General features: G+C 25.7%; 13 protein-coding genes. 1 reads left to right on the forward strand and 12 read right to left on the reverse strand.

Annotation, left to right across the window (positions count from 1 at the left end; genetic code table 11):
* Positions 1-8 precede the first annotated feature (8 nt).
* The 9 genes from CP965_RS04680 to tig form a co-directional block, all read right to left on the reverse strand.
* Positions 9-1,196 (reverse strand): type II secretion system F family protein, encoded by a 1,188-nt coding sequence (locus CP965_RS04680; RefSeq protein ID WP_129060919.1) that lies wholly within the window; start codon positions 1,194-1,196, stop codon positions 9-11.
* The gene (locus CP965_RS04685; protein WP_129060920.1) at positions 1,193-2,539 is read right to left on the reverse strand and encodes a GspE/PulE family protein; all 1,347 of its coding nucleotides are present in this window, start codon (positions 2,537-2,539) and stop codon (positions 1,193-1,195) included. The genes CP965_RS04680 and CP965_RS04685 overlap by 4 nt, the downstream gene beginning before the upstream one ends.
* The gene (locus CP965_RS04690) at positions 2,526-3,179 is read right to left on the reverse strand and encodes a hypothetical protein (protein WP_129060921.1); all 654 of its coding nucleotides are present in this window, start codon (positions 3,177-3,179) and stop codon (positions 2,526-2,528) included. Before CP965_RS04690 ends, CP965_RS04685 begins: the two co-directional genes overlap by 14 nt.
* Positions 3,151-3,408, reverse strand: a complete 258-nt coding sequence (locus CP965_RS04695) for a hypothetical protein (protein ID WP_129060922.1) — start codon at positions 3,406-3,408, stop codon at positions 3,151-3,153. The genes CP965_RS04690 and CP965_RS04695 overlap by 29 nt, the downstream gene beginning before the upstream one ends.
* 630 nt (positions 3,409-4,038) lie before the next feature.
* Positions 4,039-4,923 carry a GTPase Era gene (era, locus tag CP965_RS04700; protein ID WP_129060923.1) on the reverse strand — a complete coding sequence of 295 codons (885 nt, stop codon included), beginning with the start codon at positions 4,921-4,923 and terminating at the stop codon, positions 4,039-4,041.
* 66 nt (positions 4,924-4,989) lie between these two features.
* Positions 4,990-6,492, reverse strand: coding sequence for a YifB family Mg chelatase-like AAA ATPase (locus tag CP965_RS04705; RefSeq protein WP_129060924.1), 1,503 nt, complete (start codon positions 6,490-6,492; stop codon positions 4,990-4,992).
* Between the two features lie 75 nt (positions 6,493-6,567).
* Positions 6,568-7,083, reverse strand: a complete 516-nt coding sequence (gene def, locus CP965_RS04710; RefSeq protein WP_129060925.1) for a peptide deformylase — start codon at positions 7,081-7,083, stop codon at positions 6,568-6,570.
* A gap of 5 nt (positions 7,084-7,088) precedes the next feature.
* The gene (gene clpP, locus CP965_RS04715) at positions 7,089-7,673 is read right to left on the reverse strand and encodes an ATP-dependent Clp endopeptidase proteolytic subunit ClpP (protein ID WP_129060926.1); all 585 of its coding nucleotides are present in this window, start codon (positions 7,671-7,673) and stop codon (positions 7,089-7,091) included.
* Positions 7,674-7,688: 15 nt separating this feature from the next.
* Positions 7,689-8,990, reverse strand: coding sequence for a trigger factor (tig, locus tag CP965_RS04720; protein ID WP_129060927.1), 1,302 nt, complete (start codon positions 8,988-8,990; stop codon positions 7,689-7,691).
* 100 nt (positions 8,991-9,090) lie between these two features.
* Here tig and CP965_RS04725 point away from each other — a divergent pair, with 100 nt between their 5' ends.
* Complete coding sequence (locus CP965_RS04725) at positions 9,091-10,812, forward strand: tetratricopeptide repeat protein (protein ID WP_129060928.1); 1,722 nt, start codon at positions 9,091-9,093, stop codon at positions 10,810-10,812.
* Positions 10,813-10,814: 2 nt separating this feature from the next.
* On the opposite strand, the gene ppk2 (CP965_RS04730) is transcribed toward CP965_RS04725, so the two are convergent.
* From ppk2 (CP965_RS04730) to nspC, 3 genes are read right to left on the reverse strand one after another with little or no spacing between them, the layout of a single operon-like run.
* Positions 10,815-11,930 carry a polyphosphate kinase 2 gene (ppk2, locus tag CP965_RS04730; protein WP_129060929.1) on the reverse strand — a complete coding sequence of 372 codons (1,116 nt, stop codon included), beginning with the start codon at positions 11,928-11,930 and terminating at the stop codon, positions 10,815-10,817.
* A 2-nt stretch (positions 11,931-11,932) separates the two neighbouring features.
* Positions 11,933-12,856, reverse strand: a complete 924-nt coding sequence (ppk2, locus tag CP965_RS04735; RefSeq protein ID WP_129060930.1) for a polyphosphate kinase 2 — start codon at positions 12,854-12,856, stop codon at positions 11,933-11,935.
* Between the two features lie 16 nt (positions 12,857-12,872).
* Positions 12,873-14,012, reverse strand: a complete 1,140-nt coding sequence (gene nspC / locus CP965_RS04740; protein WP_129061458.1) for a carboxynorspermidine decarboxylase — start codon at positions 14,010-14,012, stop codon at positions 12,873-12,875.
* Between the last annotated feature and the right edge of the window lie 2 nt (positions 14,013-14,014).

The raw sequence follows: 14,014 nt of genomic DNA on the forward strand, positions 1-14,014 counted from the left end.
TTTTCCTCTTATACTTTTAAAATATCGCTCATACTCCAAAGGGGAACAAAGATTGCTAAAACTATCCAAATTATTAAACCCATAATTAAAATAAAAAAGGCAGGTTCAATAAATAAAGAAAAGAATTTTACTTTTTCTGTAAATCTCTTCTTATAGATATTTTTAATATCAAAACTTACTTTAGTCAAAGAGTTAGTTTTCTCAGCTGTTTTTATGATATTTAAAACGATATCATCAAATATTTCAACCTTAGAAAAACTATAACTTATACTTTTCCCACTTTTTAGTAGATTATCAATTTTTGTAATTCTATCTAAAAAATATTTGTTACTTATTAAAGATTTAGACTTATTCAAAGTTTCATAAAATTCATATTTACTATTTAATAAGCTATTTATGACAGTAAAATATCTATAAAATTGTTGATATCTATATATGGCACTTAAAATAGGTATTTTTAAGAATATAAACTTTTGAATAAAGTATCTTACTTTTAAATTGTTTTTATACATAATATAAATTAAAAATATAAAAAAAGAGAAAAGAACTAAAAAAATCAAAGAGTAATTTTCAAAAAAATATTTCAATTGAAATAAAACTTTTGTTGCAAAAGAAAGTGGTATATCATTTTGTGTAAACATATATTCAAACTTAGGAACTACAACTTTAAAAATTGCATATAAAGCTAGAAAAAAAGAGATTAATAAAATAAAAGGATAAGCAAAAACCTTTTTCAACTCTTTTCTAGTTTCATATTCTTCATTTAAAATTTCATATAAAATACTTATATTCTCTTTTATATTTCCATTGTCTTGAGTAATTTTAAATAAAGATTTTACTAAAAAATCAACTTTAAACTCTTTTAAGCTTTTATTTACATCTAGATAATTTGAAAAAGCAAATTTCAGTTTTCTAAAAAATTCTTTTATATTATCTTTTTTTGTATTCTCAATTAAAATTTCAAGAGCATCATCTAACAATAAATTGGCTTCTAACATTAGATTTAATTCATATAAACTATTTATTAATTCTTTATTTGATATTCTTTTATTTTGAGTAAAAAGACTTTGATTTGTTATATTTTTCTTTTTTATTTCAATAATATTATTGGGTAAATTCTTTTTATGATACTGTTCTTCTTCTAAAACTTTTGTTTTTATTTTCCCATTTTCTTGATATTTTATATAATAAGTCATTGTAAGTTTACCACTTTAAAAAGTTCTTTTTCTGTACTTAGACCTAAAGATACCTTAGCTAAGCCATCATCTAAAATTGTTTTATAATTTTTATTTTCTAAGTACTCTTTTATATGAATTGTGGATTTCTTTTCTACTAATATTTTTTTAATTGCTTCATCAATCTTTAAAGATTCTGCAATATTTGTTCTTCCATAAAAGCCTTTATAGTTACACTTTTCACAAGTTGTTCCTTTACAATATTCACATAGTTTTAATATTAATCTTTGAGAAATAATATACTTTAAAGTACTAGCAAGAAGATAATTATCAGCATTTAAGTCTAAAAGTCTTGATACTGTATCAATACTTGAATTTGCATGAATTGAGGCTAAGACTAAGTGACCTGTTAAGGAAGCTTGTAATGCGATTCTTAAAGAATAAGAATCTCTTATTTCTCCTATTAAAATCACATCAGGGTCTTGCCTTAATATATTTCGTAAAATAGTTTGAAAATCCAAATTTAAAGATTCATTTACATTTACTTGTTGAACTTGCTCTATTTTATATTCAACTGGATCTTCAACTGTAATTATCTTTTTATCTTCACTATTTAACTCTTTTATTATAGAATAAAGAGTTGTACTTTTACCACTTCCTGTAGGCCCAGTAATTAAAACCAATCCTTCTTTTAAAGTTAAAATATTTTTTAAATCTTTTAATATATGAGAAGAAAAACCTAAAGATGAAAAGTCTTTTGCTACATCAAGATTATCCAAAACTCTAATAACAATTGATTCTCCATTTATCGTTGGCATTGTTGAGACTCTAAAATCCATATTGTTAAAACTAAATCTTCCATCTTGAGGATTTCTTATAATTGTCACATCAAGTTTTGAAAGCATTTTTATATAAGAACTTAAAATAGAGAAAAAGGATTTATTAAATAGATAAAAAAGTTTCAGCTCACCATCAATTCTAAATCTTATTGACATAGATTCTTTTAAAGTTTCAAAATGAATATCACTGCTTCTAAGAACCAAAGCTTTATTTAAAAATTTTGAAAAAAACTCCTTTACTAAAATTGGATTTACATCTGCTATTTTTACCAACTCTTCACTATAATTAAAAAAAGATATTCTAGTATCAATATCACTTAAAAAAAACTCTATTTCATTTTTTGATAAAAAAACTTCTTCAATTATTGAAGAGAAGTTCAAATTATTCAAATTTGACTCTTCACAAGTAAAACATTTTATATAAATACCATTATTCTTTATTGGTATCACTAAATTTTCTCTTAATAAGCCAATATCAAAAGTACTTACAAAACTATAATCAATAAGATTTTCAAAAAGCTTCATTATTATAAACCTTTGATTCTATTAAAAAAGTATTTTTTTCTAAAATTACACTATTTTTTTCAATAGAAATTATTTTAAAACCATCAATAAAATCATTTAATTTTTTCCATTTTTTATTAATCAAAACATTTTCACCAACTATTGCTTGCAAAATAAACTCATTTTTTATTTGCTCATATTGTTTGATTTTTTCTAATATAGATTTCTTATCTTCAATCTTTTTTACATAAAACTTTCTAAAGTTTAATTCTAAGGACAAAGTACTTCCTCTTAATTGAACTAAATGTAAATGGGAGTATGAGTTGTATTTTTCTAAAAATTCTAAAAAGTTTAGTTGTTTGATAAGTGAGGTATTTATAGCTATTTTTATAATTTGATTTTCATTTGAAAGATTATGTAAATTTATTTTATTTTTTGATAAATAGTTTTCAATATCTTTTATTATATCAATAAAATTCTTACTCATATTTTTTTCTTTTTCTATTGAAATTCTTTTATCTTCATACTCTTTTTTGATAAAAAAACTTTTTTCAAAGTAATAAAAAAAGCCAATAAGAAGAATAGGAAGTAAAAAGATTTCTATTTTGAGTCTAAAGTTTAATTGCTCAAATTTATTTTCTAGTAATGAGAAGATTTGCATTTGCTTTATACTCTTTTGTATTTTCATCATATATAAGTTCACTTATTTCACTATTGTAGATTTTAATAAAATCATAAATACTGTTTTTATTTTTAGAACTCAAACTTATCTGTATATATTCATTGTCTTTTTTTAATGAATCTATTTTTATAGCCTTTTGTTTAGCTAAAAAATAGAAATCTACTAACCAGTTAGAAAAAGAAAAGAATTTATTTTTCTCTTTTACCATAGAAAACTTTTCTTTTAACTCAGAAATTCTAACTTCACTTTTTTCGATATTGTTATTAGAAAAAACAAAAAAGTAAAAAAATAAAATGAATACTAAATAAAGAAGGAATACTTTAAAAAGATAATTTTGTTTTAAAGAAAAAAAAGTATATTTTTTTATTAACTTTTTATTTTCATTTATTTTATTTCGTACCTTTATATTATTTACTTTGAATTTATTTTTTAAGAAGTTTAATATTTGTTCTTCACTTAAAAAACTTTTTAATTCTTGAAAAAAAATTAACTTATTATTTTTATAAAAATAATAAGAATTCTCCAAAATTAGTAATTCGTTTTCTTCTTGACAACTATGATAAAAGCATTTTGGGTAATTTTTTAAAGTAGTTATAATAAAAACAAAATAAGTTTTATTTTGTTCGTAATAAGAAGAATAAATCAAGTCCTTATTATCTAACTTGCAATCAAGATTTTGTAAACTAGTAAGAATAAACTTTTTTAAGAATTTATTAGCAATTTTTTCTTGAGCTTCTATTTCATAAAGTACTATAATAAAACCTTTATAATAAAATATAAGTAATTTTATTATTAAAAAGTTTTAATACAGTTTAAATAAATATATTTTTTAGTTATTTTAGAAAGTTACATCGTAACCTAATTCTTTTAAACCTTTTTTATCTTTTGTCCAACCTTTTTTGATTGAAACAAAAAGTTCTAAATAACATTTTCTTCCAGTAAGTTTTTCTATTTTTATTCTTGCATCTTTACCAATTCTTTTAATTGCTGTTGCACCTTTTCCTATAATCATTCCCTTTTGAGTTGATTTTTGTACAACTATTGTTGCTTTAACTACATCTAAATCTTTTTTCTCTTCAACTCTATTTATAATTACATCCGTTTCATAAGGAATTTCATCTGAAATATTATCAAAGATAGACTCTCTAATAAACTCTTTAAAAATATCTCTTAAATGTTCTGTTGTCATAATTTCTGGATCATATAAATAAGGATGTTCAGGTAAATATTTTACTACCACATCAAGTATATCTCCATGCTTAGTTTGTTTTTTTATTGATACAGGGATAATAGCTTCATATTTTGAAGAATATTGTTCATATTCTTGCATTTTTTCAAGAACTTCTTTATTTGATACATTATCAATTTTTGTAAGAAGTAAAATATGTTTTGTATTTTTCTTATTCTTTTCCAAAAAGTTTTCATAATGAGTTAATTTATCAGTAATAGGAGCTAGGAATAAAATCAAATCACAATCACCAATAGCTTTTAAAGCCTCATCTAGCATAAACTGATTTAATAACTTTTCTGTTTCATGGATACCTGGAGTATCTACAAATACTATTTGGTCATCTTCATGCATTACAATTATATTTGATCTTTTTCTTGTAGCATTTGCTTTATGTGAAACCATTGCAATTTTTTCACCTACAAGCCAATTTAGTAGTGAACTTTTTCCTGCATTTGGTCTTCCAACTACAGATACATAACCACATTTTGTCATTTGAGTCCTTATGTTTTTTTGGATTATAACATATAAAAACTGCTATTTTCTAATAAATCTATAAATCTATCTTCTTCTATATCCTAAAGATTTAAGAAGATGTTCTTTTTTTATATCAGAACTTCCATCTAAATCTGCAATTGTTCTTGAAACTTTTAGAACTTTATTAATAGATCTAAAGGACATATCAAAATTTTGTGTTGCTTTTCTTAACAGCTCTTGAGATTCATTTGTTAGAATACAAAATTTTTTTATCTCTTCATCATCTAGTTTCCCATTTAAATTCTTTTGTCCTCTTAAAATTTGCATTTTAAAAGCTTCAATAACTTTATTATGTAAAGTTTTAGAATCAACTATTGATTTATCATCAATATTAGTTTCATTCATTACTACACAAAGGTCTATTCTATCTAAGAAAGGTTCACTTAATTTACTTTTATATCTTTTTATTTCTAGTTCGGAACATCTACAATTTTTTGTTTTTGATAGAAGGTTACCACAAGGACAAGGGTTCATAGCAGCGACAAATAAAAATTTTGTTTCATATTTTATTTTAGAATTAGCTCTACTTATTAACAAACAATTATCTTCTAAAGGTTCTCTTAATGATTCTAAAATGGAACCAGGGAAATGAGGTATTTCATCAAAAAAAAGTAATCCTACATTTGCTAATGCAACTTCTCCCAAACTATTACTACTTCCCATAATTGAAGCTTTTGTAGAAGAACAATGAGGATTTCTAGAAACTCTAATTGGTCTAAAATCAGGTTCTTTTAAATCCAAAGATTGCAGTTTTGCAATTTCTAAAATTTCATCTAGACTCATTGGTGCCATTATATATGGCAACCTCTTTGCAATCATTGATTTTCCACAACCAGGACTTCCCTCTAACAAAATATTGTGATTGCCTGCTGCTGCAATTAATGCTGCATTTATAGCATTTTCTTGTCCTTTAATATCAAGAAAATCACTTGGATATTTCTGTTCATAATAAAAATCTTTATTATTTATATTAATCTTTTCATATTCAAGATTTTCTTTTTTGTACAAAAAATCATTTTTATTTTTCTTACTAAAAAACTCTATTGCCTCAAATAAGTTTTTAACACAATATATTTTTATATTTGGAATTTTTGATATTTTTTGAGCACTTTTCTCGCAAACTAGAACTTCTTTTACTATCTCTTGTTTAGCCAAAGATAAAATTATAGGAAAGATACTTGTACTATCTTTAATCTCACCATTTAAAGATAATTCACCAAAAATATGTATATTTTCAAAATTAATATTCTTTTCCTCATATAAAGCAATTAAAAGTGCAATTGGTAAATCAAAATGTGTTCCTGTTTTTTTAATTTCACTTGGAGCTAGATTAATAGTAATTTTTTTAGGAGGAAATTTATAGTCATTTGTTAAAAGTGCAGATTTAGTTCTATCTTTTGACTCTTTTATATGATCAGAAGGTAAACCAACTATTGTGAAACTTGGTAAACCTTTAGTAAAAGTAGATTCAACTAAAACTTCATTTGCTTCAATATTTGTAAGACTTGCAGATTTTATTATTTTCATATAAACTCTTTATATAATTTAATTCATTATATAAAAAGGTTCATAAAAGTAAGTTTTAAAGTTATTTAAAATTAATTAGTTTTTATTTTTGTGTTTTTTCTTCCACTCTTTTTCAAACTTTTTTCGCTTAGTAATCGATAAGTTTTCTATAAATAAATGTCCAGTTAAATGTTCCATCTCATGTTGCCAAGCAACTGCAAGAAAATCTTCACACTCCATAGTTAACTTTTCACCATGCCTATTATAGTACTCTACTATAATATGTTCTGCTCTTTTTACTTCTTCATTAAAACCTGGTACACTAAGGCAGCCTTCAACAAAAACTTGAACACCGTCTTTATGAGTAATTACAGGATTAATTGCTTCTATTAAATCTTCTTTATCTTGAAAATCTTCTTCATTTGGAAGATTAATAATTAAGGCATTAAGAGGGATTCCTATTTGAATTGCTGCTAAACCTACACCATTTTCGGCCATCATAGTATCATACATATCATCTAGCAATGTATGAAGTTCTTCATCGAACTTCTCTACATCACTTGATTTTGTTCTAAGTAGTTTATTTGGATATGTTAAAACTTCTCTAATCATCTTTTTTACTTATGACTTGAAATTACTTCATCAATTAAACCATAATTGCAAGCTTCTGTTGCACTCATAAAATTATCTCTATCTGTATCTTTTTCAATTACTTCTAATGGTTGACCAGTTTGCTCTGATATCATTCTATTTAAATCATCTTTCATTCTTTGAATCTCTTTAGCTTGAATCTGAATATCAGTTGCTTGACCTTGAGCACCACCTAAAGGTTGGTGAATCATGATTCTAGAGTTTGGTAAAGAATATCTCTTACCTTTTACTCCTGAAGATAATAAAAATGCTCCCATTGAAGCTGCTTGTCCTATACAAATAGTACAAACATCAGGTTTAATATAATTCATAGTATCATAAATTGACATACCACTTGTAATTACTCCACCTGGAGAGTTAATGTATAAATAGATATCTTTATCTGGATCTTCTGCTTCTAAAAATAACAATTGTGCAACAATTGTTGATGCTACTTGATCATTAACTTCACCACTTAACATGATGATTCTATCTTTAAGAAGTCTTGAATAAATATCATAACTTCTTTCCCCTCTTCCACTTTTCTCAACTACATATGGTATATAACTCATCTCTTATCCTACTGATTAGTTTCCTGATTTTTCATCAAAAAGTTTTGAAATAACTCTTTCTTCAATTAAAGACATTTTGATTGCTGGTAAATATCCTGCTTCTTGATATTGTTTTAAAACATCTTGTGGGTTTTGTCCCATTTGCATTGCTTCATAATAAAGAATTTGTGTAACTTCTTGATCTGTTACATCTACATTTTCAGCTTTTGCTAAAGCATCTACAATAAATGTAGCTTTTACTGATTTTTCAGCGTCACCTTTTAATTCTTCTCTAATTGCTTCAACTTTTGATGCATCTTCTTGAAGTTCTTTAATTTCTTCTTCTTTCATTTCTCTTACTTTATTATTTAAAGTATAGTTTATTTCTTGCTCAATTACTGAAGAAGGAAGTGCAAAATTAATATTTTCTACTAATTTATCTAAAAATACTGGTTTTAATTCATCTCTATAGTATTTAGCTTTTGCTTCACCTACAAGTTGTTCAGAAATTTTTTCTTTTAACATTTCTAATGTAGCTTCTGCTTCACCAGGTAAAACTTTTTTTGCAAAATCATCATTTAATTCTTCTGCAACTTTTTCTTGAATTTCATGTAAAGTTACTTTAAATGTAGCTTCTTTTCCTGCTAAATCTTTTTGTTGATATGTTTCTGGGAAAGTTACAACAACATCTTTTTCTTCTTCATATTTCATACCAACAACTTGATCTTCAAATCCAGGGATAAAAGAACCAGAACCAATTTCTAATGGGAATTTTTCAGCTTTTCCACCTTCAAATGCAACACCATCAACAAATCCTTCAAAATCGATAACAGCGAAGTCACCTTCTCTTACCATTCTTTTTCTTTTGATTTTTTCTAATGGTGCAGATTGTTTAGCCATTTCTTCTAATCTAGCTTCAACTTCTTTTGCATCTGCTTCTTTTTTCTCAACATCAGGAACTAATGATTTATAATCACCTAAATCAACTTGTGGCTTGCACGCAACTTTAATTTCTACTTCTACAGAACCATCTTCTTTTTTATCATACTTTCCAAATGTAGGTTCACCAATTAAATCTTCATTTGCAATTTTTAACTCAGCTAAACCATCAGTTAGTACTTTTCTTACTGCTTCACCTTCTGCATCTTCTCTTAACTTATCTGCATATCTTTGTTTTACAACTTTTACAGGAACTTTCCCTTTTCTAAAACCTTGAATATCCATAGTTTTTGCAGCTTGTTTAGCTACTTTGTCTAAGTTACTTTCAATTGTTTCTTTTGAGATTGTTGAAGTAATAACTGCATTAGCTTCGTCAATTCTATTTGCATTCAATTCCATTAAATCTACTCCGATTATTTTAATTTTAGTCGTGATTTTATCTAAAAGTTACTTGGGATAATATAAAATATCAAAATCAAAAAAAAAGCAAGGAATTTTATTGCAGTTTTTATATCCAAATGTTTTATTTTTTATGTTAATTCCAATTATTATTTTAATGTTTCTAATTTTAACAAATAAAAATAAATTTGAAAAATATTTTACAAAAGAGACTTTGTCAAAACTTTCTATAAAAAATAGCTATATGACAAAAACAACTAGAAATACTCTTCTTTTTATAGCTTTATTTTTAATGACAATAGCATTAGCAAGACCTGTTGCAAATGAAAAAAATCAAAAGTTTGAACAAGAAGCTGTTTCAATGGCTATTGCATTAGATGTTTCAAAATCAATGCTTGCTACAGATTTACCCCCAAATCGTTTAGTTTTTGGAAAAAGAAAGATTCTTGAAATAATTGATTATGCAAAACAAAACTCTATTGCAATTATTTTATTTGCAAAATCTTCTTTTATACTTTCACCTGTAACACAAGATTATAACTCCTTAAAAATTTTAATAGAAAATATTGACACTGGTATGAATTTTGACAATGGTTCTAATATTTTTTCAACTTTAGAAGCAAGTAATAAGCTACTAAAAGATTATGAAAGCAAAAACCTTCTTATCTTAAGTGATGGGGGAAATCAAAATGATTTTTCTAAAGAAATAGAATACGCGAATAAAAATAATATAAATATTTATACCCTAGCATTAGCAAGTGATGATTTAACTCCTATAAAACTAAATGATGGAAACTTTTTAACAGACAATAAAGGTAGTATTGTTACAGTAAAACTAAATGAAAATATAAAAAATTTAAGTCTAAATACAAATGCAGCTTTTATAAAATATTCTTTATCAAATAGTGATATCAAACAATTAATTGATGAGATAAATGCAAACTCAAAGAAAAAAACTTTGGATTCTAGAGAATTTAAAACTTATACTGAATTATTTTATTATCCTTTAGCACTTTCTATTTTTATACTTTTACTTGCATTTTCTTCTTTTCCAACTTTTTTAAAAAGATCAAATAAGATTTCACTTTTTATTTTAGCTTTTATCTTATCAAGTAATAATCACTTAAATGCTTCTGTTTTTGAGTTTAAGGATATTGAAAAAGCAAATGAGTTTTATAAAAAACAAAATTATGAAAAAGCACAAAAAGAGTTTGAGAAAGTAGCTAAAACTCCAGAAAGTTATTATAATTTAGCAAACTCTTATTACAAACAGAAAAAATATAAACAAGCTTTAGAAAACTATCAAAAAGTTATATCTTCTGATTCAAATTTAGAATATAAAAAACTTCATAATATGGGGAACTCTTTTGTTAAATTAAATGATTTACAAAATGCTAAAAGAGTTTATGAAAAAGCTTTAAAAATAAAAGATGATAAAGAAACAAAAGAAAACTTAGAAGAAGTTCTTAAAGCTTTAAAGCAAGATAATAAAAACCAAAACCAAAATAAAGAAAATAATAAAAACAATCAAAATAAACAAGAGAATCAAAAAGACAAAAATGAATCAAAGAATAAAAATAAACAAGAAAATAATAAAGAAAAAGAATCAAAAGATAAAAGCAAGGAAGAAAAGGAAAAACAAAAAAATAAAGAGATAAATAAAAATTTTGATAATAGCAAAATACAAAAAAATCAATTATCAGATTTAGAAGAACAAAAATGGCTTAGAAAATTAGAAAACAATAAAAAAATGCCTGTAATGCTTAAAAAATTTGACTCCAAAGAGCAAAGTGAAGATAATAACACTTTAACTCCTTGGTAATTTTAGTAGTTTGCTGTTTTTCTCATTTGCATTAATTCTTTTTGTACAGAAATATTTATTTTTTCATCTGCATTAAAATCTAAAGCATAATTTCTTCCATCATAATCAACAGAATTTAAAATAATCTTCATAGCCTCTAATCTTGCTTTGTGTTTATCATCACTTCTTACAATATACCAAGGTGCAGATCTTGAAGATGTTCTTCTTAACATCTCATATTTTTTTTCTGAGAACTCAGACCATAGATCTTGAGCTTGCATATCTACTTCTGAAAACTTCCATTGTCTAAGAGGATCATTTATTCTTCTATCAAATCTTCTTTTTTGTTCATCTTTAGAAACAGAAAAATATAACTTAATAAGAATCATTCCTTGTCTTACTAAATCCTGTTCAAAGTTCACAACATCTTCCATAAAAATTTCATACTCTTCTTTTGTACAAAATCCAAAAATAGGCTCAACCATAGCTCTATTGTACCAAGACCTATCAAATAGTACCATTTCTCCACCTGTAGGAAAATGTTGAATATATCTTTGGAAAAACCATTGGTTTTTTTGTGTTTCATTTGGTTTACCAAGTGCAACAACTCTATAGTGTTTGTTGTTCATATATCTTGTAATTCGTCTAATAGCTCCACCTTTTCCTGAGGCATCTCTTCCTTCAAAAAGAATAATCATTCTTTTATTTTCTGCTTCAAGATAATTTTGAAGTTTAATAAGCTCAATTTGATATCGTTTTAATTCTTCTAAATCATAAATCTTTTGAATACCATCTTTTAAAACTTCTGGATCAATATCTTTGAAGTTTCCTAATATTGCTTTTAAATTTTTATTTTCTTCTAATATTTCTTGATATTTTTTATCAAAATTTTTATCTGTTGCAACTACTGTAGGAGTACTTTCTTCTTTTTCTACAACAATTGAGTCTTTAAACCTTTGCATTAAAGTTAAAGCTGATTTTTTTGTAAGGTTATCTTTTTTTGTATATCCTAAAACTTTTACATATCTTTTTTTATTGTATTGAAATCTTGCAATATATTTTTTTCCAAAAGTTGGATGTGCTGTTTTTGATATATAAAGTCCACTATAATTTGTTTTTTCAAAATCACTTAAGTTCATCCTTACGCCTTTGCAAATTTATTTTCTTGTTCCATATATTCTAACTCTTTTGTCCCACTAATCAGAATTTTTTTATCTATTTTTATTTCTGATTTATCTATTTTACTAGGATAATTAACTGTACATAAAATATGACGAATACAATTTAATCTAGCTTTTTTCTTGTTATCACTTTTGATAATTGTCCAAGGAGCATGGTCACTATTTGAAGCCATAAGCATAGAAAATTTAGCTACAGTATACTTATCCCAAAGTTTTTGAGACTCTTTATCAACAGGTGATAATTTATACTGTTTTAGTGGGTCAACTTCTCTTTTTTTAAATCTTCTTGCTTGTTCTTTTTTAGATACAGAGAAATAAAATTTAAGAAGAATAATTCCTGACTTTACAAGCATATTTTCAAATTCTGGAACTTCTCTTAAAAATTCATGGTGTTCTTCAGGAGTACAAAATCCCATTACAGGTTCTACTCCAGCTCTGTTGTACCATGATCTATCAAAAAGTACAATTTCACCAGCACTTGGTAAATGTTTTGTATACCTTTGAAAATACCATTGTGTTTTTTCTACATCACTTGGTTTTTCTAAGGCAACAACCCTTGCTCCCCTTGGATTTAAATGCTCTGTGATTCTTTTTATAGTGCCACCTTTTCCAGCAGCATCTCTTCCTTCAAAAATCATTAAAACTTTTAAACCCTTATCTTTCACATGGTTTTGAAATTTTAAAAGTTCAATTTGTAATTTGGTAAGCTCTTTTTCATACTCTAAAGTCTCTTTTTTCACCCAAATCTGGACTTTGTCACCTTTTATCTTTAACTCTTCTCTTACTCTTTGAAAATTATTTCTTTTATGTTTTTCATTTTTCTGAGTATCTATTTCCTCTTCATCCTTAAACTCTTCATTTATAATATTTCTTTCTCTTCCCATTAGTTATTCCCGTCATTTATAATCTAGATTTATATGCATTATATCCAAATTTATTTACAACTTGGTAACACCCTTGTGTATTTTTTAAAACAATAGATGGTAACTTTATTCCATTAAAAGTTGTTGTTTTTACCATTGTATAATGAATCATATCTTCTAAAATGATTTTATCCCCTACTTTTAACGGCTTATCAAAAGAGTAATCTCCGATAATATCACCTGCTAAGCAAGTGTTTCCTCCAAGACGATATGTGTATTTTTTTTCATTTGGCTTACCAGAATTTCTAATATCTGCTCGGTATGGCATAGCTAAGGTATCAGGCATATGAGCTTCTGCTGAAGTGTCTAAAATGGCTATTTGCATTTGATTTTCTACGATATCTAAAACAGTTGCCATAAGGTAACCCGTTTGCCAACCTACTGCTTCTCCTGGCTCTAGAAAAACATCCAAATGAGGATATCTATTTTTGAACTCTTTTAATAGTTTGATTAAACCTTCAACATCATAGTCAGCTCTTGTGATATGATGTCCTCCACCAAAGTTTACCCATTTCATTTGTGCTAAATATTCACCAAAGTTTTCTTCAAAATTTGATAAAGCCCCTTCTAGGGCATCTACATTTTGCTCACAAAGAGCATGAAAATGTAGACCTTCTACTAAATCAAGTTTATCTTCTTGGAAGTTTTTCTTTGTAATTCCAAGTCTAGAAAAGGCTCCACAAGGATTGTATAAATCTACTTCTACTGAAGAGTATTCAGGGTTTACTCTAAGTCCAATAGAAGTTTTTCCATATGCTTTTTTGCCATATCTTTCAAGTTGAGAAAATGAATTAAATACTAAGTGATTAGAAATATCTATAATCTCATCTATCTCTTCATCTTTAAAAGCAGGACTATAAGTATGAACTTCTTTTTGAAACTCTTCTTTTGCTAAAAGTGCTTCATGTAATCCACTTGCACAACAGCCGTGGAGATACTTTCTACAAAGCTCAAAACTAGACTTTAATGCAAAACCTTTTAGGGCAAGTAAAATTTTTACATCTGCTTCATCTTGAACTTTTTTTAGCAACTTCAAATTGTTTTCTAAAAGCTCTTCTTCACATATAAATGCTGGACTTGGTAACTCTTCTAGTGACTTAAAAGTTTGGTTTTCCATAT

It is taken from the genome of Halarcobacter mediterraneus (genome assembly GCF_004116625.1).
In the GTDB taxonomy this organism is placed as follows: domain Bacteria; phylum Campylobacterota; class Campylobacteria; order Campylobacterales; family Arcobacteraceae; genus Halarcobacter; species Halarcobacter mediterraneus.